Origin of the sequence: Bremerella sp. TYQ1 (genome assembly GCF_020150455.1) — a bacterium.
GTDB lineage: Bacteria > Planctomycetota > Planctomycetia > Pirellulales > Pirellulaceae > Bremerella > Bremerella volcania_A.
Window position 1 is genome coordinate 6,375,544 of the sequence record NZ_CP083740.1, and the last position, 25,609, is coordinate 6,401,152.

At 55.0% G+C, this 25,609-nt stretch carries 20 protein-coding genes; 10 read left to right on the plus strand and 10 right to left on the minus strand.

Annotation, left to right across the window (positions count from 1 at the left end; all coding sequences use genetic code 11):
• Positions 1 to 7: 7 nt before the first annotated feature.
• The 4 genes from LA756_RS25965 to LA756_RS25980 all read right to left on the minus strand — a co-directional run bounded on the left by LA756_RS25965 (position 8) and on the right by LA756_RS25980 (position 4,634).
• Entirely contained in the window at positions 8 to 1,858 is a 1,851-nt protein-coding gene (locus tag LA756_RS25965) for a sulfurtransferase (RefSeq protein WP_224437627.1), read from the minus strand.
• Between the two features lie 60 nt (positions 1,859 to 1,918).
• The gene (locus LA756_RS25970) at positions 1,919 to 2,257 is read right to left on the minus strand and encodes an ATP-dependent Clp protease adaptor ClpS (RefSeq protein ID WP_224437628.1); all 339 of its coding nucleotides are present in this window, start codon (positions 2,255 to 2,257) and stop codon (positions 1,919 to 1,921) included.
• Between the two features lie 358 nt (positions 2,258 to 2,615).
• The gene (locus LA756_RS25975) at positions 2,616 to 3,236 is read right to left on the minus strand and encodes a toxin-antitoxin system HicB family antitoxin (protein ID WP_224437629.1); all 621 of its coding nucleotides are present in this window, start codon (positions 3,234 to 3,236) and stop codon (positions 2,616 to 2,618) included.
• A gap of 474 nt (positions 3,237 to 3,710) precedes the next feature.
• A complete protein-coding gene (locus LA756_RS25980; protein ID WP_224437630.1) occupies positions 3,711 to 4,634 on the minus strand; it encodes a TIM barrel protein in 924 nt (307 codons plus the stop codon).
• 304 nt (positions 4,635 to 4,938) lie between these two features.
• Here LA756_RS25980 and hflX point away from each other — a divergent pair, with 304 nt between their 5' ends.
• The 3 genes from hflX to LA756_RS25995 all read left to right on the plus strand — a co-directional run bounded on the left by hflX (position 4,939) and on the right by LA756_RS25995 (position 8,977).
• Positions 4,939 to 6,270, plus strand: a complete 1,332-nt coding sequence (gene hflX, locus LA756_RS25985; protein WP_224437631.1) for a GTPase HflX — start codon at positions 4,939 to 4,941, stop codon at positions 6,268 to 6,270.
• Positions 6,270 to 7,052, plus strand: a complete 783-nt coding sequence (locus tag LA756_RS25990) for an SDR family oxidoreductase (RefSeq protein ID WP_224437632.1) — start codon at positions 6,270 to 6,272, stop codon at positions 7,050 to 7,052. Before hflX ends, LA756_RS25990 begins: the two co-directional genes overlap by 1 nt.
• A gap of 434 nt (positions 7,053 to 7,486) precedes the next feature.
• A complete protein-coding gene (locus LA756_RS25995; RefSeq protein WP_224437633.1) occupies positions 7,487 to 8,977 on the plus strand; it encodes a Gfo/Idh/MocA family protein in 1,491 nt (496 codons plus the stop codon).
• 205 nt (positions 8,978 to 9,182) lie between these two features.
• On the opposite strand, the gene LA756_RS26000 is transcribed toward LA756_RS25995, so the two are convergent.
• Both LA756_RS26000 and glgX read right to left on the minus strand, forming a co-directional pair.
• Positions 9,183 to 9,818 carry a hypothetical protein gene (locus tag LA756_RS26000; protein ID WP_224437634.1) on the minus strand — a complete coding sequence of 212 codons (636 nt, stop codon included), beginning with the start codon at positions 9,816 to 9,818 and terminating at the stop codon, positions 9,183 to 9,185.
• 287 nt (positions 9,819 to 10,105) lie between these two features.
• Positions 10,106 to 12,193: a glycogen debranching protein GlgX gene (gene glgX, locus LA756_RS26005; protein WP_224437635.1), complete on the minus strand. Its 2,088-nt coding sequence runs from the start codon at positions 12,191 to 12,193 to the stop codon at positions 10,106 to 10,108.
• Positions 12,194 to 12,899: 706 nt separating this feature from the next.
• Between glgX and purM the strand changes: the two genes are divergently transcribed.
• Entirely contained in the window at positions 12,900 to 13,961 is a 1,062-nt protein-coding gene (gene purM, locus LA756_RS26010) for a phosphoribosylformylglycinamidine cyclo-ligase (protein ID WP_224437636.1), read from the plus strand.
• Here purM and LA756_RS26015 read toward each other — a convergent pair.
• Positions 13,932 to 15,167 (minus strand): amidohydrolase family protein, encoded by a 1,236-nt coding sequence (locus LA756_RS26015; protein ID WP_224437637.1) that lies wholly within the window; start codon positions 15,165 to 15,167, stop codon positions 13,932 to 13,934. The genes purM and LA756_RS26015 overlap by 30 nt on opposite strands.
• Entirely contained in the window at positions 15,164 to 15,922 is a 759-nt protein-coding gene (locus LA756_RS26020; RefSeq protein WP_224437638.1) for an RluA family pseudouridine synthase, read from the minus strand. Before LA756_RS26020 ends, LA756_RS26015 begins: the two co-directional genes overlap by 4 nt.
• A gap of 663 nt (positions 15,923 to 16,585) precedes the next feature.
• Here LA756_RS26020 and LA756_RS26025 point away from each other — a divergent pair.
• The 3 genes from LA756_RS26025 (at position 16,586) to LA756_RS26035 (ending at position 19,542) form a co-directional block, all read left to right on the plus strand.
• The gene (locus LA756_RS26025; RefSeq protein WP_224437639.1) at positions 16,586 to 17,683 is read left to right on the plus strand and encodes a cellulase family glycosylhydrolase; all 1,098 of its coding nucleotides are present in this window, start codon (positions 16,586 to 16,588) and stop codon (positions 17,681 to 17,683) included.
• A 239-nt stretch (positions 17,684 to 17,922) separates the two neighbouring features.
• Entirely contained in the window at positions 17,923 to 18,867 is a 945-nt protein-coding gene (locus tag LA756_RS26030) for a DUF1559 domain-containing protein (RefSeq protein WP_224437640.1), read from the plus strand.
• 99 nt (positions 18,868 to 18,966) lie between these two features.
• Positions 18,967 to 19,542: a DUF4198 domain-containing protein gene (locus tag LA756_RS26035; protein ID WP_224437641.1), complete on the plus strand. Its 576-nt coding sequence runs from the start codon at positions 18,967 to 18,969 to the stop codon at positions 19,540 to 19,542.
• 62 nt (positions 19,543 to 19,604) lie between these two features.
• On the opposite strand, the gene LA756_RS26040 is transcribed toward LA756_RS26035, so the two are convergent.
• Complete coding sequence (locus LA756_RS26040; protein WP_224437642.1) at positions 19,605 to 20,384, minus strand: dienelactone hydrolase family protein; 780 nt, start codon at positions 20,382 to 20,384, stop codon at positions 19,605 to 19,607.
• Between the two features lie 300 nt (positions 20,385 to 20,684).
• On the opposite strand from LA756_RS26040, the gene LA756_RS26045 reads away from it, so the two are divergent.
• Both LA756_RS26045 and LA756_RS26050 read left to right on the plus strand, forming a co-directional pair.
• The gene (locus tag LA756_RS26045; protein WP_224437643.1) at positions 20,685 to 21,731 is read left to right on the plus strand and encodes a DUF1559 domain-containing protein; all 1,047 of its coding nucleotides are present in this window, start codon (positions 20,685 to 20,687) and stop codon (positions 21,729 to 21,731) included.
• A 24-nt stretch (positions 21,732 to 21,755) separates the two neighbouring features.
• Positions 21,756 to 22,226 carry a carboxypeptidase-like regulatory domain-containing protein gene (locus tag LA756_RS26050; protein WP_224437644.1) on the plus strand — a complete coding sequence of 157 codons (471 nt, stop codon included), beginning with the start codon at positions 21,756 to 21,758 and terminating at the stop codon, positions 22,224 to 22,226.
• Between the two features lie 4 nt (positions 22,227 to 22,230).
• Here LA756_RS26050 and aspS read toward each other — a convergent pair whose 3' ends face one another.
• Positions 22,231 to 24,015, minus strand: coding sequence for an aspartate--tRNA ligase (aspS, locus tag LA756_RS26055; protein WP_224437645.1), 1,785 nt, complete (start codon positions 24,013 to 24,015; stop codon positions 22,231 to 22,233).
• 238 nt (positions 24,016 to 24,253) lie between these two features.
• Here aspS and LA756_RS26060 point away from each other — a divergent pair, with 238 nt between their 5' ends.
• The gene (locus LA756_RS26060) at positions 24,254 to 25,597 is read left to right on the plus strand and encodes an HD domain-containing protein (RefSeq protein ID WP_224437646.1); all 1,344 of its coding nucleotides are present in this window, start codon (positions 24,254 to 24,256) and stop codon (positions 25,595 to 25,597) included.
• Positions 25,598 to 25,609 lie beyond the last annotated feature (12 nt).

Genomic DNA, 25,609 nt, shown 5'->3' on the forward strand with positions numbered 1-25,609 from the left:
CGAGGCTCTATGGCTTTTCACTCGTCGCCCAGGTGGGCGCAGGGGCTTGGAAGGTGACCATTTCGGCCGTTTGCGGATGACGGAACCGAACTTCCCAAGCGTGCAAACACATTGGTGGTTCTTCGACGCCGAGCGTTTGCTTCTGCTGCATGACGCCCCCTTGCTGGTACATCGGATCGCCGACGATCGGGTAGCCGAGATGCCAGAGGTGCAAGCGAATCTGATTCGTGCGTCCGGTCTTCGGAGAAACTTCCAGCAGGGCAGTGCCGTCGTCGAATCGTTCCTTCACAAGGAAGTCGGTGCGCGACTCTTGTCCGCCAGCTTCGACGCGACGTCCACCTCCGGTTACGCGAGACGTGCCGATCGGTTCGTCGCAGATGAACTCGTCTTCCGCTGGATGCCCATGCACTAACGCCAGGTATCGCTTTTCGACTTTGCCTTGCTCGAACTGCGGCTGAATCTGGCGAGCCACCGCGCTGGTTCGCGAAAGTACGGCCACCCCGGTCGTATTCGCATCGAGACGATGCGCGATCCGCAGCTTTTGAGGATGATAAACTTGTTCGAGGAAGCTGATCAGCGAGTTCTTGTTGAACCGCCCGCAAGGATGCATCGGCAGCGGGGCCGGCTTGCTGACGACAATCATCCCCGAGTCTTCGTACAAAATTTGAATGTCGGTACTGACGTCAGGTTCGGTGGTTCCGGGATAACGCTGCTCGAAGAGTTGGCCGGCGTTAAGGGGCACATTAGGATCGGCCGCATGGAATTCCTGCAACCGCTCGTCCTGGTGATGGATGATCTCGACAAGCAATTGCTGAGCGACCATACGTTCCCAAAAGCCATGCGATGCCGCAGGGACTTTTTCGGCGAGAACTTCGTAAAGCGTTTTCCCTTTTTGTTCGGAGGAAACAAAAATCCGCCGCGTATTGGTGTAAGGGATACTGCCTGGCAACGGCGAAGTGACTTGTTTGAGTTTCTCTTGTCGCTTGGCAATTACTTCGGCCATCGTTTCCTGGGCCGATTTGAAGCAGTGAGGGCAAGACGTGCCGGGGACGTACAGCGGCGAGTTCTGTTCTTCGGTGGTTAATGGCGTTTGGCAGGCAAAGCATTGAGCCACAGCCGACTCTTGCAGCTTCGGATCGACTGCCACACGTTGATCGAAGACAAAACAGTCTCCTTGGTAGTGGTCGCCGCCGACGAGTTCAAAATATTTAAGGATGCCACCTTCCAGTTGGTAAACCTCGTTGAAGCCGGCTTGCTGCATGAAGGGGCCAGCCTTCTCACAACGAATGCCGCCGGTGCAGAACATCACGACAGGGGTCGACTTGGCATCTTCTGGAAGGCTGGCCACTGCTTCGGGAAAATCGCGGAAGGTATCGATCCCTGCGGGGACCGCCTTTTCGAACGTGCCGACTTTCACTTCGTAATCGTTGCGAACGTCGTACAACAGAAGCGGTTTGCCTTCGTCGAGCCACTGTTTGAGTTGTTGCGGCGGAAGCTTAGGGGAAGTCCGCTCGGCCGGTTCGATGCCATCGATCCCGAACGCAATGATTTCCTTCTTGATCTTCACCAACATCCGGCGAAACGGTTGATAGCTGGTAAAGCTCTCTTTCGCTTCCAGCTTTTCTAGCCCAGGAACTTTGCGAAGTATTTCCAGAAGTTTATGGACATTTTCTTCCGGACCGGCCACGAAGAGATTGATCCCCTCGGTGCTCAGCAGGATCGTTCCTCGCAGATCGAGCTTCTTGCAGGCGCGGCGCAGCGAGTCGCGCAGCGGCTTCAAATCGGTCAGCGAAGCAAACAAATAGGAAGAAATGTTCAGAACTGGCCCAGCATCGGGCACGGCGGTTGGCGTATTCATACCGCAAATTATCTTTGGTTACCCGATTTTCGCAAACGGGGGGATCACCCTGGCTCGCGGCTATTGCGGCATTTCTTCCAGGGTGACACGCAAGGGAAGGGCCCCTTTGGCTTTCATCACCGGGTCGGGACCGCGCGAAAGAACTTGCTCGCGCTTGAGTTCAGCCCCTTCCAATGTTCCGCACCACAGGAGGCTGCGTCCTTGCTCGTGAGCTTCCATCGTCAGATGAAAGCACTTTTCCAATTCGTAGCCGAAGACTTTGCGCAGCGTTTCGATTACGAACTCGAACGTATTGATGTGATCGTTGTGCAAGATCACGCCGTAGGGTGGCTGGCGTCTCGGTTTGTTTTCGACGATCGACTCGGGGGTGGCGACGACCGTATCTTCGCTACTCATCATATTTCAGTTGCTGCTGGGGAGATGACAATGTCCAACGATACTCATTGTTGTAATAACTAGATTCGTTGAAACCAAAGGGAAATCGTACTCGGATTTCCGCGAAAGGACACGAAAAAAGGGCCGGCAGGTTCGCTTAGCGAAAATGCCAGACCCTTTTCGTCCTCAGCCGCAATGAAATTCAAGTGCGCGGCCACCCATGCGGATGGGGTTCATCACGTACGAGTGGCGCGTTTGAGCGCGAGTGATGCCGGGCGGTGTGGGGTTCCAGCACGCAAAGTGCTTCCACCTGGCGAGGTTTTCTCGATTCAAGCCAGGCCGCGCTACCGTTGTCGGTGGCGGCCTTCGGCGGCTTGGATGCTTAGTCGTTCGGGATCATCGAATCGTCGATGACTTGAAGCAGCTTCGAGATGCACAGCTTGTTCATGCTGGTACGTCGCGAGTGAGCTTCGACGCGGAGTGACTCGTGCAGGCTCTTTGGCAGGCGCACGGTGATCACGCGAGTTGGTTCCTTCGATTCGTTCTGGACGTTGGTACGCTCACGCAGCTTGACGATCATCAGCTGGATTTCGCTGTACTCTTCCGACTGCTCGAACTTGGTGAATTCTTCCGGTTGAGGGAAGAGGCGATGAACGACGCCTTCCACACCGAGGATTTCACGGAAGTACGTAACCCAATCAGGCACGCCGCGGAAAAAGTCGCGAGCGATGCGAACGCATTCCGCCTTCTTTTCTTCGAAGGTGGCCGTCGGGGCGACATTCAGAGCTGGGCCAGCTGGAGCTGCCGGTTGAACGGGAGCTTGTGGCGTGCCGGTGAATGTCGGACGCGAAGTGGCGTAAGCACCTTCGGTCGCAGTCGGCTGGGGCGCGTGATACTGCGGCTGGCTGTGCTGCTGAGGTGGGAAGGTGGTATTTGGGTAAACCGGACGCGGTGCTGGCTGCGACTGCGGGTAAGGGTTCGTGCCTTGGTTGTATTGGGACATGTGCGAGGCTCCTTCCTGGAAACGACTGAGGACTATTGGCACCGTCATGGCTGTGTTCGCCATGCGATGTGTAACGGTATGCCAGAATCATTGGTTTCGAGTCAAGACCAGCGTAGAAGTGACTGCAGTGCAAGCACTTACGGCCGCCAGCATTGCATGCACAATCTGGTTGCAGTGACGCGACTTTTTTGGGCAGGGGTGGTCGTGCACAAGAATTAGGCAGCCTTCAATTTCGCATTCGAGGAGATGTCTCTTTGCGACCGGGTAATTTTTCCCAAAATAGTTCCAAATAGTTGCCTGAGCCGAGTTTTTCCGAGCAATTCGCGCAAAAGAAAACCCCGGGGCAGTTTCGCACCGGGGTTTGTTTTTGGTCTTCTGGTCGTGTTGGGTGCCACGCTCACGTCTTCGTGGGCGTGCCAGGTAGAGGAGAGACATGCCCACGCGGACGTGAGCATGGCACCCGAAGCTAACGTGCTAGCCTGCTAGCTTCGCTTGGCATTTTTCCAGAAGCTTGCGTGTCAGGACGATTCCTTCGATCTCGCCTGGGTTGCCCCCTTCCCATTCGACGCCGACATAGCCGTGATAGCCATGCTTGTTGACGACGATGTCCATCATCTTGAAGTAATCGGTATTGGTTTCCATGCCTTCGTCGTTGAAGTGGTGCGACTTGGCGCTGACCGCTTTGGCGAATGGCATCAGTTCGTCGACCCCTTTATAGCGGTCGTACATTTCGTCTTTGCTGACGCGGAAGTTGCCGAAGTCAGGCAGCGTGCCGCAATTGTCCATGTCGACCGTCTTCATCACCGAAGCAAGCCATTCGCCGTTGGACGATAGGCCGCCATGGTTTTCGACGATGACGTTCAGGCCCAAGCCCTTGGCGAATTCGCTCAATTGAGCCAAACCGTCGGCTGCCAGCTTGATTTGTTCTTCATAGCTACCACCGCTCTGGGCGTTGACGCGGATCGAGTGGCCGCCGAGGGTTTTTGCTGCTTCAGCCCATTTGTAGTGGTTTTCGACAGCTTTCTTACGTTTCGCCTCGTTCGGATCGCCCAAAGCGCCTTCGCCGTCGACCATGATCAGCAGTTGCTTCACGCCGTTATCGTCGGCTCGCTTGTTCATCTCGGCCAGGTACTTTTCGTCCTTGGCTTTGTCTTTGAAGAACTGATTGACGTATTCAATCGCTTCAATGCCGCATTCTTCCTTGGCGGTTTTGGCGAAATCGAGGTTATCGAGCTTGCCGCTGCGAATGGTGCGGTGCAGGGACCACTGGGCCAGCGAGATCTTGAAAGGGGCTGTCTTGTCGGCATCGGCAGCCAAAAGTGGCGAACCGAGGGTCAATGCGGCACCGGTGGCTGCCATCGATTGAAGGAATTGACGTCGGCCGAGTTGCAATTGCATGGGTGTCTTCCTTGGAAGGTATTGGGTAAATGGTGAACTTTTCGCGGGGTTTAACCTCTACTGTAGTTTAGAAGACGGAATATATCGCCGCTATTCCCAGGGGAAAAACAGGGCGAAAAATGCCATCTCTCAGCCGCAAATTCTTACCCACAGGGGGTGTGAAAGCATCTTCGCTACGCTGGCAGGGCTGGTTAGAATTAAAAGGACGGTCGCTGGACGGTAATCAGCAGCCGAAAACGTTTCCCGTGCCGCAAGTCATCTCTCGCCGCGGCACCGGCAAAGAAAGGAAAAGCAGGCACCGCTTGTGACAGAACGAGATCGTAAACAGAGCGTCGCTCAGGAAAATGCCATTCTGGTCAAATTGTTGGATCCCTCGGTCCAGTACTCGGACGACCCGCTCGAAGAATTGGACGGCCTCGCGACGACGGCAGGAACGACGGTGGTTGGAAAGCTGACCCAAAAGCGAGACAAGCCAGATCCTGGCTCTTATCTAGGGAAAGGGAAGATTGAAGAATTGACGCTCTGCGCCGAAGCTTCGGAAGCGGATGTCATTATCTTCGACAACGAGCTTTCCCCAGGTCAGACTCGCAACTTGGAACGCGAAACGAAGCGCAAGGTGATCGACCGCACCGAGCTTATTCTCGATATCTTCGCGACCCATGCCCAGACGCTCGAATCGCGTCTGGCGGTTGAACTCGCTCAGCTTGAATATTCGCTCCCTCGATTGAAGCGAATGTGGTCTCACTTGGACCGTATCAAGATGGGCGTCGGGATGCGTGGCCCTGGGGAAAAGCAGTTGGAAGTCGACCGCCGGTTGGTCGAGAAACGCATTCGCGATTTGAAGGACGATTTGGACAAAGTTGCCAAGCGTCGCGAGCGCGAAGTGGCCGCTCGAAAAGAGTCGATGACCATCAGCCTGGTCGGCTATACCAACGCCGGCAAAAGTACGCTGATGAATTCGTTGACGTCAGCCCAGGTTCTTTCAGCTGACATGCTTTTCGCTACGCTCGACACGCGGACTCGGCGGTGGCGTTTGCCGCATTGGGGGCCGGTTTTGTTGAGCGATACGGTCGGTTTTATCCGTGATCTGCCGCACCGTTTGATCGCTTCCTTTAAAGCGACGCTGGAAGAAGCCAATCAGGCCGATCTTCTGCTGCATGTTGCCGACGCAAGTAACCCTGAGGCAGAGCAGCAAATTGCCGCGGTTTACGACGTTTTAGAGGAAATCGGCATCGAGCAGAAGAACACGCTTCTTGTGCTGAATAAAGTCGATCGGATCGAAGATGCTCGGCGATTAGAGCAGCTGCAAAGCCGCTATCCAGGGTCGGTTCCTGTCAGTGCCGTTTCGCGCGAAGGGCTCGATAAACTGGCCATCGCCGTGAGTGACGCTCTGAGCAAATCGTTCTCGGATGTCGAGATCGAAGCGAACGTCGACAACGGCAAGTTGGTTGCCTATTTGGCGACCCACGGCGAGGTTGTTTCCAAGCGTTATGGCAATGAGAAGTTATTCGTGCATTGCCGCATTCCGACGGCGCATTTGGGGCGTATCGAGAACCAGAATCCGGACGCCGTGATTCGTCCTTACGACCCTGTATCTGATCAGGAAAACTCCGACACTGTCGGGGATGTTGCCTGATGCGGCGAAAGCTTGATGGATTGCGGATGTTGGTGACCGGCGCGTCGTCGGGGATTGGTCGCGCCTTGGCGGTTCAGGCAGCAGAAGCTGGCGCGAAACTGCTGTTAACGGCGCGGCGTGAAGAGCGGCTGGAAGAGCTTCTCGAGGTCGTTCACGCGAAGGGGGCTGACGCCGATTATCTGGCCGGCGATATCACGGATTCAGGTCACCGCGAGCGCCTTCGCGAGAAGGCGCAGCGTTCGTTTCAGGGGCTCGATGTGTTGGTGAATAATGCCGGCATCGGGGCGTATGGGGGCTTTGAAGATGCGTCCCCGGAACGACTTCGGCAGCTGATGGAGGTCAACTTTTTCGCCCCGGTCGAGCTCACGAGAATCTGCCTGCCGATGCTCGAAAAAGGGTGCACGCCGGCCATCTGTAATATCTCTTCGGTCCTCGCTCATCGGGCCGTTCCTGGCAAGAGCGAGTACTGTGCTAGCAAGTTCGCTTTGCATGGTTTTAGTGATGCGTTGCGGGCCGAACTGTCGACCAAAGAAATAGACGTCATCTTGGTCAGTCCGAGCACGACAAGCAGTGAGTTTTCGGCCTCGGTGATCGAGAAGCGGGGCAAGGAGCCAGCGGTCGGAAAGTTCGCTCGCACGCCCCAAAATATCGCCAAGCTAACGCTCCGTGCGATCCGTGCTGGAAAGCATGAAATTATCCCCAGTAAGACAGGCTACGCGATGGTTCTTTTGGATCGTTTGTGGCCTTCTCTGGCCGACTGGGCCGTGGCGAAATTTGGATAGTTTTGACGCGTCAAAATCTCGTCGTAGTTTTGATTTATCAAAAACTGGTTTGAGCCCGATAATCGTCGAGTCATTCGCCCTTGCTTGGCACGACATCTATCAAGGCATTTGCAAGGCTTTTGGAGCCTGTTTTCGACCGCTTCCGCCGGCAATCGTTGTGGGTCATGCCTGCCGGTCAGTAAGGAGAATTCGGGTTAGTCGGATTCGCGGTTTCGGAAAGCTGTGATGATCACCCTCTGTCAGGGCCGAAATAGTTGTCAGGATTTCTAAGTTTAGTTATCTTTAAAGCGGCTTCAGAGACATCTCTTTTCGGCTCATACCTACGAATTGCAACGCAGATCTGCGTCTTGAATTGGGTCGGTCCGACGAGTGCCCCTGGTAGTTCCCTCCCTCCCACCGCCCATCAACTCTTTTTCAACACAAAGGCAGATGCCATGACGATTCGCAAGACTCGCCGCGAGTTCCTTGAAGATTCCATGTTCGCCGCCGCGGCTGCTGCTGCGTTTGCGGCGCCGACTTCGTTGCTCGCCGCTGAAAAGCAAAGCAAGAGCCCTAACGAAAAGCTGCATGTGGCCGTGGTCGGTTTGAACGGCCGAGGTAACGCCCACATCGGCGGTTTCACCAATCGCGACGACATCATCATCACCCACCTGTGCGACGTCGACTCGAAGTTCCATGAAAGCAAAGTGGAAGGGGTCGCCAAGCGTCAGGATGGCCACAAGCCAAAGTTCGAGACCGACCTCCGCAAAGTGCTCGACGATCCATCGGTCGATATCGTCAGCATCGCGACGCCGAACCACCTGCACTCGCTGCAAGCGATCTGGGCGCTGCAAGCCGGCAAAGACGTCTACGTCGAAAAGCCTGTCAGCCATAACGTTAGCGAAGGCCGTCGCGTCGTCGAAGCGGCTCGCAAGTACGATCGTATTTGCCAGGCAGGTACTCAAAGTCGCTCGAACCCAGGCATGATCGAAGCGATCAACTTTGTGCACAGTGGCAAGATCGGCGACGTCAAAGTTGCACGCGGTTTGTGTTACAAGCCGCGCAAAAGCATCGGCCCGAAGGGTAAGTACCAACCGCCCAAGACGGTTGACTACAGCTTGTGGCTCGGCCCAGCTCAAATGCAAGACGTCACGCGTCCTCAGTTCCATTACGACTGGCATTGGCAAATGCCGTTCGGCAACGGTGACTTGGGCAACCAGGGGATCCACCAGATGGACCTCGCTCGTTGGGGCCTCAACGCCAATCAACTGAGCAATGCGGTCATCAGCTACGGCGGTCGCTTCGGTTATGAAGATGCCGGCACCACGCCAAACACCCAAGTGGTTGTGCACGATTACGGCGATAAGTCGCTCGTGTTCGAGGTCCGTGGCTTGGTTTACGACAAGAAGCTGAAGACCAGCAGCGTCAGCTACAAGGGCTCGAAGATCGGTGTCATCTTCGAAGGTACCGATGGCTACGTCGTGATGACCACGTATCACTCCGGTTCCGCCTTCGATAAAGATGGCAACAAGATCCGCGACTTCAGTGGTGGTGGCGATCAAAACCACTACGACAATTTCGTTCAGGCCGTTCGCAGCCGAGATGTGAATCACCTCAACGGCGACATTCTGGAAGGTCACCTTTCAAGCGCGTTGTGTCACACCGGGCTGATTTCGTACCAGATGGGCGACCATGTTTCTCCAGACGAATGCCTGGAACGAATGGAAGCGATCAAGACGACCGAAGACGTCCGTGCAACGATGGCACGCGTTCAAGATCATCTTCGCGACAACAAAGTGAATATCGATCAGGAAGGTGTCCAGCTCGGCCCAATGTTGTCGTTCGATCCGAAGAGCGAAACGTTCATCAACAACGACAAAGCCGACCAATACCTCAGCCGCGAATACCGCAAAGGCTTTGAAGTCCCCGCCGAAGGCAAAGTCTAAGCGACTTACTCGCTCAGTCAAAAACGCGACAACGCCAGGCAACCTGCCTGGCGTTGTTCTTTTCTTGGGAACGTTGTTTGGGAAGAGGTTTAGTCACAGAGGGCACAGAGATCTCACCGAGGAGAAAGCAGAACCAAAGGCGTCGTCACGATTCGTTCCCATAGGGTGGCAAGCGATGGCTATCGACTCGGAAGGCGCAGCCATCCTACGAAAGGTTGGAGGAATCTTGGGGCTTGGGCTCAATGGATTGGCGGTCTTGATAGCGGCGGAATCCGACGGCGAATTTGCCGCCGAGGTAGCCCAGCAGGAGTGTCCACACAACAAATCCAGTTCGTATAAACATTGTACCGGAGGGTGATTCCTTTATCTTGAGCTTGGATCCCCCAAGTGACGAAACTCTGCCAAGCTTCGTTCCGTCCTTGTCGACGACGGTTCTACCGTCCTCCAAGAAGGTTGGTTTCCTAGATTCTGGGATTAACTTGTCGTCCAAGTAAAAATACTCGCGGGTAATCGGCTCCCTCAGTTCCATCCATAATTTCGTAGTGGGAAGCTCTCGATCAAGACGAAACTCGGACGTTTCTCCAATTCGATGTTCAACAATCAAAGACAAAACAGCGTAACTAAACGCTGCTAAAGTGAAGCCGATCGCAAACGTCCGCGGTTGGTTTCTCGCTACGGCGATCACGATCAGATTGCCAATAACAATTCCCATAGCCACCAGCAGTGCCAAGTTCGAAACAATCTCGTGTGCCCACATCGCCCCCACGACAAGGCACCCTATCGTCAGTACGGTAACCAGTTCCGCGATAGAAAACTGCACGAGAGGCTTACGACCGTTCATTCTGACACCTCAAATATTGATAGGGCAGTTCGTTTTCATCGTCCGTAACCGTTGCGTTATTCGTTTGCTTTGCCGCGACCCAAGGACCTCGATTCAGCTTCGCCTCCCCAGGTTGCAAACAACCGTGGGTTACCCGAACAAGACGGTTCCGTGGCTAGGCTTCCTCTCCTCGGTGATCTCTGTGCCCTATGTGGCTAAACTTCTTTCCGACCACGCATTCGAAAAGAAAAATGGCGGCTTGTTTTCAAGCCGCCATTTTAGGTTGGTTTTATCTTGTGGGCGAGCGATTAACGTGAGGCCACGTAGATTCGCACGCTCCGTTCTGGCATCACGAACTTACCGGCCGCTGGTGGGCGTGGGCCGTTGAGATCGGGGTAGACGTCGCTCGGCGAGGTGGCAGCCGTGTCGACGAACATTCGCCAGCTCGTTCCCTTGGCCACTGGGGGCAAGATGAACTGTTGCGGCGAAGCACTACCATTCATCAACAGCAACACATCGCGTCCGATCGCTTCCGGGTCGTTCTCTTTGCTTGGTGCTGCCAACAGGCAGGAAAGCATCGAGTCGCCGCTGTCCCAATCGACGGCTGTGCCGAGATTGTTGTACCAGTTCACGTCGTACAGGCCACGTCGCCCGGTGGGGAAGCCACCCAGGAAGTGCTTCTGACGAACCGTTGGCTGGTCGCGGCGGAAGGCGATCAGTGCACGCACGAAGCGTCGCATCTCGTCGTTCTTTTTGACCAGTTTCCAGTCGAGCCACGAAATTTCGTTGTCTTGGCAGTAGGCGTTGTTGTTGCCATGCTGCGTACGACGAACTTCGTCACCCATCAGAACCATCGGCACACCTTGCGAGAGCAACAGCGTGCAGAACATGTTCTTGATCTGCTGGTTACGGATCTTCTCGATGCTGGCCCGTTTCGTGGGGCCTTCCACACCATAGTTGTAACTCAGGTTGTGGTTATCTCCGTCGCGGTTTCCTTCGCCATTAGCCTCGTTGTGCTTATGGTTGTACGACACTAAGTCGTTCATCGGGAAACCGTCGTGCGACGTGATGAAGTTAATACTGTGATACGGCTGACGTCCGCCGGCCTGGTAAAGGTCGCTCGAACCAGCCAAGCGAGTGGCCAACGCCCCCAGCTTGTGCGGCTCGCCTTTCCAGAAGCTACGGATATCGTCGCGGTATCGACCGTTCCATTCGGCCCAACGCAAGTTGGCGAACGAACCGACCTGATAGGCGCCCGCGGCGTCCCAAGCTTCGGCGATGATCTTGGTATCGGCCAACATCGGGTCTTCAGCAATCGCTTCGACCAATGGTGGATTTGCGACCAGGTTACCATTTCGGTCACGGCTGAGAATCGATGCGAGATCGAAACGGAAGCCGTCGACGTGGTAGTTGTGCACCCAGTGACGCAAACTGTTAAAGATCATTTCGCGAACGATCGGATGGTTACCGTTGACCGTATTACCGCAACCGGAGTAGTTCTTATACTCGCGGCCACCGTTGGCCAACATGTAATAGACCTGGTTCTCGAGCCCCTTGAAGCTGAGGATCGGGCCTTTTTCGTTCCCTTCACAGGTATGGTTGTAAACCACGTCGAGGATCACCTCGATGCCGGCCTGGTGAAGGGCTTTGACCATCTCTTTGAATTCGCGGACCTGACCGCCAGGCGTTTTGCTGGCGGCATAGCCACGATGCGGCGCGAAGAACGCCATGGAGTCGTAACCCCAATAGTTGCCTCGCGTCGGCGTTTTTCCGGTCACCATGTCCATGATCGGGAACTCGTGGATCGGCATCAGCTCGACCGCGGTCACGCCCAGGGACTTGAGATACGGAATTTTCTCGATCACACCACGATAGGTGCCTGGGTGTTCCACGTCGCTCGATTCGTGCGCCGTGAAACCTTTGACGTGCATCTCATAGATGATCGTCTCGCTCAGGTCTCGCTTTAAATGGCGATCCCCTTCCCAGTTGAAGCTTTCGTCAACGACCACGCACTTGGGTGGGCGAATGATCCCGTCGTCGGCCGACTGGAAAGTTCCAGCCAAGGCTTTCGCGTAAGGATCGATCAGCCGGGCACGACCGTCGAAGAGCATGCCTTCGTCGGGGTTGTATGGGCCTTCGGCTTGAAAGTGATATAGCTGACCGGCCGATAGTCCGGGGATGAAGATACTCCAGATATCTCCCCAGCGATCGGTCTCGCGGTCGAAGTCGATGATTTCGCTTGGTTCGCGATCATCGACGTTGTTGTATAGCAATAGTCGCATCGCCGTGGCGGATCGGCTGAATACAACAAACCGTACGCCGCGTTCGTGCAGAATTGCTCCATAAGGAAGCACATGACTAAATTGCAGCTCCGGATGCGGATGAACCATAAGCATAGGCGACTGTCCCGATCTAACCTCCTAAGACCTCGATTGAATGAGTGTGCTGAAACACTACCACCCAATTCGCGGCAGACCGGAGAAGACGCCCCTCCTAAAACCAATTTTTTTTCTTCAAAACACGTGATGCATCGTCTGGCGAAATAATAGCTTAGGGCTAAGGCGTAGGTCCTGCGTGGAGTTTGCTGATTCGAAGGATTTCTACCTGCCGCGTGCGCTTGTACGGGAACGGAGTGCCGTCCCGTTTTCGGTCCCCCCAGTCGGCCCACAGTAACCGCAATCATTGGGCCAAAAGAATGGAAAGCCTGCTTCCGCCTAGGAGCAAATTTCCCATTTCACCGATTTTGCCGGTTTATTTTAACCATGCCGACCCCCGCATTTGAACACAGTTCCCTCCGTAGATGCTAGAGCCCCAGGCAATTCTGCCCAAAACCTGAGCGAGCATCCCCCCCGAACGTTTTTCGTGACTTGTTGTAAGATGCCTACGTCTTCTGAGGCAAACGCCAGCGATTCAGCGGAAACTTGGCCAGGTAGCGAAGACAACGGCAACCATCCGGCATCGCCAGCGGAACATCCCTATCTTGTAGAGACGTGCGCCTAGCCACATCTTTGGGCTTGGTATTAGGTGCGTTGACAACTTGGGCGGTGGGTTCGAAAATCTTGGTCTCTGTTTGCTAACCTTCCGCCCCGATAGAAGTAAGTAATGGCAAAAGCCACCTATAAAGATGCCGGCGTCGATCTCGACGTGTATGCAGAATCGATGTCCCGTCTTCCACGGTTGGTTAAGCGGACTTTTTCGCCTCGCGTGATGCAGTTGGACGGCGGTTTCGCCGGGCTATTTAAGCTCGACTTCGACAACGCCCTGTTCAAGCGGAAATACGAAGACCCTGTCCTGATCTCTTGCACCGATGGTGTCGGTACGAAGATCAAGCTGGCCATCGATAGCGGCAAGCACGATACCGTCGGCATCGACTTAGTCGCCATGTGCGTGAACGATGCAATCTGCTGTGGGGCCGAACCGCTCTTCTTTCTCGACTATATCGCCATGGGGAAAGACGATCCGGAACTGCTGGAACAGCTGGTAACGGGTATCACCAATGGCTGCGTCGAAAGCGACTCGGCACTGATTGGTGGCGAAACGGCCATCATGCCTGACCTTTATAAGGTGGGCGATTACGACATGGCAGGCTTTTGCGTCGGCGTGGCCGATCGTAAGCATTTGATCGATGGCAAAGCAATTGCCGACGGAGACGTGGTGCTCGGGATTTCCTCCAGCGGGATCCACTCCAACGGGTTTAGCCTCGTCCGCAAGGTCGTCTTCGAGATCGCCGGGCTGAAGCTGGACGATCATATTGAAGCACTCGGGGCAACCGTCGGCGAAACACTGCTGACGCCAACGAAGATTTACGTTCAGCCAATTCGCAACGTTCTTTCGCATTACAAGATCAAGAACGTCGTCCATGGCATCGCCCACATCACCGGCGGCGGCTTGCAGGAAAACTTGGAACGGATCTTGCCGAAGAATGTCGACGTCGAGATCAAAAAGGGAAGCTGGCCACAGCTACCTGTCTTCCCCTGGATTCAGGAACTCGGCGAAATCGAAGAGGAAGAGATGGGCCGCGTCTTCAACATGGGGATCGGCCTGGTCGTCGTCGTCAGCAGCTACTATGCAGCCAGCGTGCAAAAAATGCTCGGCGAATCTGGCTGCGATGTCTTCGAGATCGGCAAAGTCAAATCAGGCAGTGGCCACGTCGAGCTGCGTTAAGCCTTCGCCCAAGTTCCAAAGCCTCGGCTGGCCGGCAAGCATGGCGGTCAGCACATCGGGACATTCGGCTCCGACCGGAAACGCCGATACCATGGCGCGGCGACCTGGCTGGATGGTGCCGAACTCGTTTTCCAAACCTAACGCAAATGCGGCGTCCCTAGTCACCATCGGCAAAAGCTGCTCGGCCGGAACATTGGGGAAAGTCTCGCTGACCGCTTGCACTTCTCCCCAGACCCCGAGATCAGGATTGGACGACCGCGAGTCGGTCCCTAGCACGACTCGAATGCCAGCAGCCAACAGCTTTTCAAGCGGATGGCGATCGTGCTGGAAATAGGCGTGCGTCCGCGGGCAATAACAAACGCTCATCGATTCCGCGTGCTGCTTGAGCAAGCCAATGTCGGCGTCGGTCAGGTAGTTGCCATGCACGACCATTGCCCGGAAGGCTGTTGAAAGCTGTTGGATATAGTCGCTCGCCCCTTTGCCGCCGGGGAAGTCAGCCTCGTCGAACAGGCCCATGTTCTCCAAGATCAATCGAAACGGCCCTGTTCCTTTCTCGAGAAGCTCAAGCTCTTCCAGCGATTCCGCTAAATGCATCACCAGGGGAAGCTGCTGCTCACGAGACAACTCGACGCAGCGATCGATCATGTCGGTTCGTATCGAATATGGCGCGTGCGGACTGAGTCCTGTCGAAACGTTGCGATGCGACCAAGGGTAGTTCGCATGATCCTTTGCCTGAGCGAGACGTTCGGCGGTGACCGCTGGATCGAGACCTAACACTTCCAACAGCGAAACGACATGCACGTCTGGCCGATCGTAGGCCGCTTCCATGAGCGGCAACGTGGCAATCTCGCCAACGACACCAACACCATGCTCGGCCGATTGCTTCAAACCGCTGCGAATCGCTTGAGCTTTTTCGACGGCCAGGTTCTCGCCGAAACCTTGGCGGTAACGAATGACCTCAGCAATCCACTGCGGAAACGGCATGCCAGCCGTTCCCAGCGGTTGATGCAAATTGCTGAATTCAAGATGCGTGTGCGCGTTGATCAAAGCAGGCAGTACGGCCCAATCACGAAGATCGACCGCATCGTTCCAGATCCCTGTTTCCTCGATAACGACAATCCGGTGGTCTTCAACGGTGAGCGTCGCATCAGGAATTGGAGTTCCACGCATCGTATAAAGCCAGCCGATACGGTAACGACGAATCATGCTTGTACCTCGTGGTTCAACTGCTGCTTAAGCGATTGCCAGACAGCGGACTCCTCCCATGCTGCCGGCAGTGGCGCGGTAACGTCCACCATCTCGTCGACCATCGGGTGACGAAACTGCAATTGCCGCGCATGCAGGGCGATATGCCGACGCCGCATGTCTTCCACCTTAGGCCCGAACGCTTCACCCGCTTGGTATAAGTTGTCCCCTAAAATTGGGAATCCCCGCTGCGAACATTGCAGGCGAATTTGATGGTACCGGCCAGTACCGAGTTCGATCTCGAGCAAACTATGCGTTTCATTCTGCGCGAGCACTTGAAAATGGAGCTCGGCAACTTTCGCGCCTTCGGCGTCCGCTTCAACGACTTCCCCCTGGGCAACATCCGGAATTTTCCGCACATGGTCGGTCCATTCCCCGGCCCCGTCGGGAACTCGCCCTTCGACGATTGCCCAATAGGTTTTCCGGACAGCGCGTTCCCTGAACTGGGCCGCCAGCCGCTGAGCCGCACGGACGTTGCGGCAAAAAACAATTGCCCCAGAGACCGGTCGATCGAGCCGATGAATGATCGCCAGGTAAATCTTGCCACTCTTTTGCTCGCGTTGCTTGATGAAGTCGCGAAGCTGGAGTTCCAAGTTGTCGATTCCCGGAGGTGCCTGAGTCAGCAGCCCGGCCGGCTTCTGCACACAGATGCAGGGGCCTTTTTCGTACAAAATGGAAAACGGAGGTAGGACAGAAGCATCATTCATCCTGGCCATTATATCGATTCCATCGAAGGTGCCAGGGGAAGAAGTTTAGCCACAGAGGGCACAGAGATCACCGAGGGGGAAGAAATGATAAACTGAGGATGGGTTTTAATAATTGGGTAGCCCGGTTTGCTTGCAAACTGGGGAGGCGAAGCCGAATCGAGGTCTTCGTGTGTGGGCAACCCAATAGAAAGACCTCCATTCGCTGTGCTCCCCAGGTTGCAAGCAACCATGGGCTACCCGTTTGCCGGAGAGGGAATCTGCTTTATGTTTCTTCCCTCGGTGATCTCTGTGCCCTCTGTGGCTAAGCATCCCCTTCAGCCCCAACCGGGTAAATGGGCTCTTTGCGTCGACCCGGGTAGCGTCTGCTTGAAGGCGATTCGGGGGAATGCCGAAGTCTGCTGGGGAGTGCGAAAGAGATTGTTCCGGGGTAGCTCTGCTGGGGGTAAGTGTTCGCAAAGTATTGACAAAGTCTGCGCGAAGTTTGCGCGTCCCGATTCGCCATTGCAGCTTGCTGAGCGAGAGACGGGATTATAACACACGTCGTAAAACGTTCATTTTTACGAGGGTTTTGATCCCCGGAAAAATATTGCTAGACAACTGTGCAGGAAAAACACAACAATTGCGAATGAGTCTGCTTTTCTTTCAAGCAAACGCCTTTCATGGAGCCCCAACATGAAAACCTGCTTCGCTTTACTGCTTGTGTTATTCATCTTTCCAGCGATCGCCATGGCGAATCGGCCGCTTGCTAAGGTAACGCTTTCGCCCGATGGCAAAGACTTTCGCCAAGGGGGTTCGGACGAACCGTTCTATGTTTGGGGCGTTAACTACGATCACGACCGCGACGGGAACTTGATCGAAGATTATTGGCACGATCAGTGGGATGTGATCGACGAAGATTTCGACGAGATCAAAGCCTTGGGGGCGAACGTCATTCGCGTCCACCTGCAGCTGGCCAGATTCATGAAGACGGCCGATCAGCCGAACGAAACGAACCTACAGCAGTTGGCCAAGTTAATCGAGCTGGCCGAGAAGAAGCAGCTGTATTTGAACCTGACCGGGCTAGGGTGTTACCACAAGCAAGATGTGCCGGCCTGGTACGACGCGATGAACGAAACCGATCGTTGGCAAGTACAAGCGAACTTCTGGAAAGCGATTGCAAAGACATGCAACGGGAGCCCCGCCATCTTTTGCTACGACTTGATGAACGAGCCAGTGGTTGGCGGGGGAGAAAATCCAACCGAGTGGCTAGTTGGCAAGCCTCTAGGCGGAAAGTATTTCGTGCAACGCATCACCAACGACGTTGCCCAGCGCGACAACAAGCAAATCGCCGCGGCTTGGGTCAAGCAGCTTACCGACGCAATTCGTGCCGAGGACAAGCAAACACTGATTACCGTCGGCGTCATTCCTTGGGCACATGTGTGGCCCAATGCCAAGCCTCTTTTCTACAGCGAAGAAGTCGCCGGTCCGCTCGATTTCGTCAGCGTTCATTTCTATCCCGAGAAAGGCAAAGTCGACAAAGCCATCGCCGCACTTAAGGTCTACGACATCGGCAAGCCGTTGGTGATCGAGGAATTCTTTCCGCTGAAATGTTCTCAGGAAGAAGCGGAACAGTTTCTGGCCGAAACGCGACCGTTCACCGACGGGCTCATCAGTTTCTACTGGGGAACCACCATCCCAGAATACGAAGCGGCCGGGACGATGCAAGGGGCAATTTTAGCCGGCTGGCTCAAGCGTTTTCAGCAAGGACCAGACGCAGCATTGAAGCGTTAGATACCCCCGTTTCGCGTAAAACCTTACATTGCAACAGCCCATGTCGAGATAAAACCGCGAGAAAAAATGATCCTTATTGGTAGGAAAGTGGCAAGGATTTCCGCAATGTCATCCTTTTGCGACAATTCCGGGCCCCGGTTTTGTAAAAGATCAAAGATGTGTTGACATTTGTACCTGATAGGTGTCAGATAAAAATCTCGTCTTTTATTTCCAACTCTCATCTGAAAGGCAGGTTGGATATGACATCTAAGCGCTTCGGTTTCACGTTAGTCGAGCTTCTGGTTGTTATCGCCATTATTGGAGTTCTGATTGCCTTGCTGCTTCCCGCGGTGCAACAAGCACGCGAGGCAGCCCGGCGGATGCAATGTTCCAACCACATCAAGCAGATCGTGCTCGCCACGCACACCTATCACGATGTCTACAATTCGTTCCCGATCGGATCGAGTCAGTACAACCACACCGGGCTGGTCGGCGATCGTGGTTTCATGGGCTGGGGAATTGGGATTCTGAATTACATCGAGCAACAGAATCTGTTTGAGCGGTACGACTCGACGCGGGACTCGCTTTCGTCGGTCAACGCCCAAGTCCGCGAGACACCCATTGCCACCTACAACTGCCCCAGCGACATCGACACAGGTCAGCTGCATACGCCAGAATCGGGAACTTGTTGCAGCCGCGTTTATGCATCGAGCAGTTACCGCGGAGTCTCCGGCCGCTCGGATGGATCGCGATACTGGGACGATGCGCGTCACTTCGGTGGCACGAATTCTCAGGACAAAGGGGTTTTCCCGGCGCTGTCGGACGGCGGCCGTCCAACCTATTTCGGGGAAGTGACCGACGGTACAAGCAACACGTTGATGATCGGTGAAGCACACACCACGACCCATCCAACGCGTGGCACGTTCTGGGCACACACCTATACATCGTACGCGTTGTCGTCGATCACGGTCGGTTATCCGGTGCCATCCTTCGGTATCACCGATTACGAAGTCTGTGCGACGACGGCGAATGACTTGGGTGTTTCGACCGATGCGTGCAAACGATTCTTCGGGGCAATGCACCCTGGCGGTGTTCAGTTTGGCCGCGTCGATGGTAGCGTCAGCTTCGTTCCCGAAACGATCGATCAAATCGTGTTGGGGAACCTGGCTACGATCTCGGGAAGTGAAGTCGTTCCTGGTGCCTAGTCGCAGTCGATCGATGAACGTAAACGCTCTGCGGTTTCCACTTCTCTGCGTGGAGCGTTGGCTCTTATTTATTCGTATCTAACTGAACTAGGGAAAAGCATGAATGTCTCATCCAGTTCTGTCGCGGTCAGAATTCGACATGCCGTATCTCAAGGGATGGTTGTCATCTTCGGCTGCTTGATGGTGATGTTGATTAGCGGCTGCGGAAGCGAAGCGTACGCGCCCGTCAGTGGTATAGTAAACTTCGACGGTCAGCCCCTTGCCGACGCAAAGCTCATCTTTGAGCCGATTGGCGACAGCACGGGGAACTCGAGTGGAAAGCCTTCCTACGGAAAAACCGACAGCTCTGGGCAATTCTCGCTTCGGTGTCCGCAGGAAGATGTTGAAGGGGCCGCAGTCGGTCAGCATCGCGTGCGAATCGTGACAACGAAAGCGCAGGAGTATTCCGAAAAGCAAATGACGCAAGCCAAGCAGCGTCTCGAGAAGCAAGAGGTTGCCAATGGTAACGAAAATCCAAACGTTACCGATGAGATGGTCAAAGCTTATCTGAGCGATGCGATTCCGAACATGTCGAAAGAAACATTGCCGGCGAAATACAACCTTCGTACGGAACTGAAATTCACGGTTGAGTCTGGCAAAGAGAATGTCGCCAACTTCGATCTCGAGGGGCGTTAGTCCGCCAAGAAACAAAAAAAGGACCGCACTAGGTAGGCGGTCCTTTTTTCTTTGCGGCGTTGCTATTTCAGTTCTTTGTTCAGCAGATCAAGCAGCATGGCCCACGACTTTTCGTCGGCTTCTTTGTTGTACTGCATGCCAGGGTTGTTGTGCTTGCCGGAGTCTTCCACGGTGAAGCTATGAACGGCGCCGGGGAATGCGACAAAGTTCAAATCGACCTCGGCATCTTTGAGCTTCTCTTGGAAAGCGTCGATCGATTCCTGAGAGACAAAGCCGTCGTCGGCTCCGTGGCAAACAAGCACCTTGGCTTCGATCGCTTCGGCTTGGTCTTCGCTGGGAGTTGGCAGAGCCGCATGGAACGTCGCAATCGCATCGACGTCGGCACCCGTGTAGCCAAGTTGCAGTGCCGTCGACCCACCAAAGCAGTAGCCAATTGCAGCGATCTTATCTGGATTGCACTGCGGTTGCTTTTTCAAAACGTCCAAAGCGACGGTGGCCCGTTTTTGCCACTCGTCGACGTTCGCTCGAACTTTACCCGCCATCGCGCCAGCATCTTTCGGATGATCAACAAACTGGCCGTCGCCATACATGTCGGCGGCGAACGCAACGTAGCCAAGTTCGGCCAGCATTGTGGTTCGCTTCTTGGCGTAATCGTTCAGGCCCCACCATTCATGAAAGACAATCACGCCGGGGCGTGGGCCTTTGATGGAATCGTCGTAGGCGAGATAGCCGTCGAACGTTTTGTCGCCGACTTGGTATTCGATGACTTCGGTTTTCACTTCGGCCGAAGCGACCGACGCAAGAAGTAGCAGAGTCAGAAGGGAAGCAGAAAGACATCGCATAGATGCAAACTCCGGGGGTCTAAAAAGTAACCTGGTAGACCGCGTTCCCTGCGGCATTCAACGTGAAACAGCCCTTCGTTATATCAGATCGTAAGTCATGATTCCGCGTGATATAGGGTGTCAGCTACGAAACTTTTTATAGGTATAAATTTCTTGACCTGTCTTCGTAAAAGAAATATACACAAACAAACGCAATAAATTCACTTGATTTCTTTTGTCTCCGTTTTCTCCTCCTCCTCGATTCACAACTCTGTCGTTTCTGCCTTCCTTTTCCCTTCCTCCGGAATACGAGAGTGTGCCATGAATGTCTTCTCCCATAGCCATGCGCGCCGTGCTGGTTTCACACTGGTTGAATTACTTGTTGTGATTGCAATTATCGGAGTGCTGATTGCTTTGCTCCTTCCGGCCGTGCAACAGGCCCGAGAGTCGGCGCGGCGCATGCAATGTTCCAACCGCATGAAGCAGGTCGGATTGGCACTGCACAACTATCACGACACACACGGAGCATTTCCGGCGTTACAAATGCAGGCCGCGCCGTCTCGCCCGAGTGGTTTCGTGGCGCTGCTTCCTTACATCGAACAAACGGCCGTATGGAATCGAGCTTCCGGGGCGGCGACACCGTTCGGAGCTGGCGACTGGAATCCAGCCGAACAAAATACGTTGATCCCCGAACTTCTTTGTCCTTCCGATCCCTATTGGTCTTCGCGAGCCGATGTCACCGGACGCAAGCCACGTAGTTACCATTTGTGCGTTGGCGACAGCATTCGTAACAACCATAACACCAGTTCATCGAAGCGAGGCTTGTTCGTCACGCAAACCAATCTGGCGTTTCGAGACATTGTTGATGGAACGAGTAACACGCTTGCCATCAGCGAAGTAGTTGTGGGTCCCAACAACATTACGCGAACGATGAAAGGGAACGTCGCCGTTACGCCTGGGATTAACACTAACCCTTCCAGTCCGGCCGATTGCTGGGCCGCGCGAGGTGTGAATGGTGAAGTCGACGCTGCGGTGCCGGTAACCGCGGAATCATACGTGCATCGTGCTCCCGGAAGTCGCTGGGCGGAAGGGCGCGTTTTCTTTACCGGTTTTAGCACCGTACTGCCTCCGAACTCGCCTCGCTGCACGATTGCTCATAACGATGGAAGTTGGGGGATTTGGACGCCAAGTAGTTTTCATCCTGGCGGAGTTCTCTGCGGTCGTGCGGATGGTTCGACTCAGTTCGTGCCAGAGACAATCGATGCCGGCGATCCCACTGCGGTCGAAGCGACCACCGGTCCAAGTCCTTACGGTGTGTGGGGAGCTCTTGGTTCGATCAACGGCGGCGAAGCATATTCTTCTTTGTAAACTCCTTACCCCGATGTGGAACTCATGCTTCGATATCAGCTTTTCATTTTGATTCTGATCGTAGGCACGTCTGGCTGTACGGCTGCGGACGATTCCGGCTTGCCCAAGCGCGTTCCTGCAAAAGCAGTCGTGATCTACCAAGGAAAACCAGTCGAAGGGGCCGCCGTTACTTTCGGTGGTGCAGACATCCGAGGGGCCGTTGGTAACACAGACGCCGACGGAGAAGTGACGCTGTGGACGTACGAACCTGGCGATGGCGTCATTCCTGGAACGTACACCGTGGCCATTCGCAAACTAGAAGTGCTGGCGTTGCCTGATCCTGAGTCTGTGAGCCCCGAAGAATATTCCCGGATGACTCACGAGATGAACCGAGCGCTGAGCGGTGCCCCCAACCATTTGGTTCCCAAGAAGTACGCCAAACCTGAAACCAGCGGCCTCACCGCCGAAGTAGTCGACGGCGGTGAGAACGTGTTTACGTTTGAGCTGGAGGATTGAAGAACTACTTCTTCACTTCGTCCAAACGCAGAACTTTGATCGCGAGTTCTTCCAACTGTTTGCGATCGACCGTGCTTGGGGCTTCGGTCATGAGGTCGGCCGCGCGTTGGGTTTTGGGGAACGCGATGCAGTCGCGAATGTTGTCCAGATGACCAAACAGCATCACCCAGCGGTCGATGCCCAGGGCGATCCCACCATGCGGTGGAGCACCATATTGCAGGGCGTCCAGCAGGAAGCCGAAACGCTCTTTAGCGTCTTCTTCGGTCATGCCCAACAGGCCAAACACTTTTTGCTGGGTGGCATTGTCGTGGATACGAATTGTCCCACCACCAGCTTCGCTGCCGTTGATTACCAAGTCGTAGGCCAACGCGCGGCACTTGCCGGGATCGCTGTCTAGCAAGTCGATGTCTTGCGGACGAGGCGCGGTGAATGGGTGATGCATGGCAACCCAGCGGCCTTCTTCTTCGTCGTAGTCGAACATCGGAAACTCGACAATCCAGCTGAAGTGCATCGCTTCGGGATCGTACAGTTTCAGTTCCGCACCTAGCTTCTTTCGCAGGCCGTAAAGCGACTTGCAAGTCACCTCGAACTTGTCGGCAACAATTAGGATTAAGTCGCCAGGCTCAGCCTCGAAGCGTTCTTTGAACTTCGCCAGCAGTTCCGGGGTGAAGTTCTTGGCGATCGGCGAGTTGAGCGTTCCGTCCGCTTCCACTTTGAACCAGGCCAGCCCCTTGGCACCGAAGTCATCCTGAACCATCGAGGTCATGTCGTCGATTAGTCGACGCGAGTACTTGTCGGCAGCACCCTTGGCACAGATACCTCGCACGCGATTACCAGCATCGGCAACCGCTTTGAAGACGCGGAATTCGGCTTCGGCTGCCAGGTCGGTCGCGTCCACAATCTCCATGCCGAAGCGAAGGTCCGGAGCATCGTGGCCGAAACGTTCCATCGCTTCGTCGTAGGTCATGCGGGGCAGGGGACCGTCGACTTGAATGTCGAGCACTTCCTTCGCAGCTTTCTGCACGAGCCCATCGATGATACCGATGATGTCGTCCATTTCGCAGAACGCCATCTCCATGTCCAACTGCGTGAACTCTGGTTGGCGGTCGGCGCGAAGGTCTTCGTCGCGGAAGCAGCGAGCAACTTGAACGTAGCGGTCGTAACCAGCCATCATCAAGATCTGCTTGTACAGCTGTGGCGACTGTGGCAACGCATAGAACTCGCCGTGGTGCACTCGGCTGGGCACGAGGTAATCGCGAGCCCCTTCCGGCGTGCTGCGGCCGAGGATCGGAGTTTCGACGTCGATGAACTGATGCTCTTCGAAGTAGTCTCGCATCAGCTTGATGATCTTGCTTCGCAGCAGCATGGTCTCTTGCATTTGCTGGCGACGAAGATCCAAGTAACGATGCTTCAGACGCAAGTCTTCACCAGGCATGTCTTGCTGGCTCGGGAAGAACGGCGGCGTCTTGCACTTATTGAGGACCGTCAGCTTCTCGACTTTGATTTCGATTTCGCCGGTGATCAGTTTGGGGTTCACCGTGCCGTCAGGGCGAGGATCGACTTTGCCGATCACTTGAATGACGTCTTCGTTCCGGAGGCTTCGCGAAAGCTTTTGCGTCTGCTCGCCGCTGTCGCTGCTGAAAACTACCTGGGTCTTGCCGTAGCGGTCGCGAAGGTCGACGAAAAGTCCGCCGCCATGGTCGCGGTACGAATCGACCCACCCCGCGAGGGTAACGGATTGGCCGATGTCGGATTTTCGTAATTCGCCGCAAGTGTGTGTGCGATACAAGGTTCTGTTCCTCGCAGGTGGTCAGGACAGCGTCGAAGTGTCGGGGGGAAATCGAGTATTTTAGACCGAAGGAGCCTTAGTGGCTAGATTGGGCTTTATCCTCCCTTAGTGTCCGCTGGGCGGACGCCGATCTATATACCGATTAGACGCTTTATTCCGCGTCCGCCCGGCGGACCCTAAGGGAGGGTTAACTGCCTCCATCTTCCCATCGCGGCCTCATTCAGGTATACCGGCGCTCATGAGTGAACTCCTTGAAATACCGGAAGTGGTTGGGCTGCAGTCTCGATCCGATGTGATTCGTATCCCTCCAGACTTGGACGTCCCGATGACCGATCGGGTTCGGCACTTGGTCGATACGGCCGAATTTCGCCGCCTTGTCCATATCAGCCAGCTGGGATTGGTTTCACTCGTCTTTCCGGCCGCTCATCACAGCCGATTCGAGCACAGTTTGGGTGTGTACCGCACCATGCTGCTCTACCTGCAGCGTTTGGCTCATGTGCCGGAGTTCGCGGAAGTCATCGAAACCGCAGATGCCGAGCTGATGATCGTCGCGGCGTTGCTCCATGATTTGGGGCATTGGCCGTTTTGCCATCCGATTGAAGACATGCGGCTGACCGGCGTTCCCCAGCATGAACTGTTCGCCAACAGTTTTCTGCTGGAAGGGGAAATTGCCGATTGCCTGCGTGACGACTGGGGAATCAATCCGCGTGACGTCGTCAGCTTCCTTTCGGAAAAAGGACGTACCGCCAAAATGAAGCTGATGCAAAGTGTCATCAGCGGGCCGATCGATGTCGATAAGCTCGACTATCTTCAGCGAGACAGTTTGCATGCCGGGGTTCCGTATGGCCGGAACTTCGATCAGCAGCGCCTGATCGCAAGTCTGTGCGTGAACGAAGCAGGCGATAAGCTCGCGCTGACCAACAAGGGCCGCACGGCCGCCGAGATGATGGTCTTTGCTCGGTATGTGATGTTCAGCGAAGTTTACTGGCATCATGCCGTACGAAGTGCGACCGCCATGCTGCAGCGTGCGTTCTTCATGTTGCGTCCTCAGTTGGAGCTTGACTCGCTCTTTCGTTTGACCGAACGTCCGATGATTGACGTCATGTTGGAAGCGGCCAGCAACGGTCCGGCTCGCGACTTGTTGGCAGGGCTGTTCGGCCCGACGCGAAGGCTGTACAAGCAATTGTTCGAGTACTCTCACTTCGAGCATCCGGAACTGTTTCATCAAATTGCTCGTCGGCCTTACGACTGGCTGGTCGAGCTGAGCGATCAGTTTGCCACGACATTGTCCCGACATTTAGGTAAGCGGGTTGCTCCGCACGAGATCTTGATCGATGCACCACCGGTGAAGTTGGAAGTGCAGTTCAACATCGACGTGTTGGATCAGAACAGCGGAAAATATCGCGGGCTTGGCGATGTCTCGCCGATGGTCGAGACGTTAGCGAAACGACAGTTTGACGACTACGTAAAGAAGGTTCGGATCTTCCTGCATCCGCGACTGCAAGATTCGATCGATAGCGACTCTTCGATTGAATCGCTGTTTGTCGACACAGTTCGCAGTATGTTTCCTGAGACCGGATAACGCGGTCTCGTT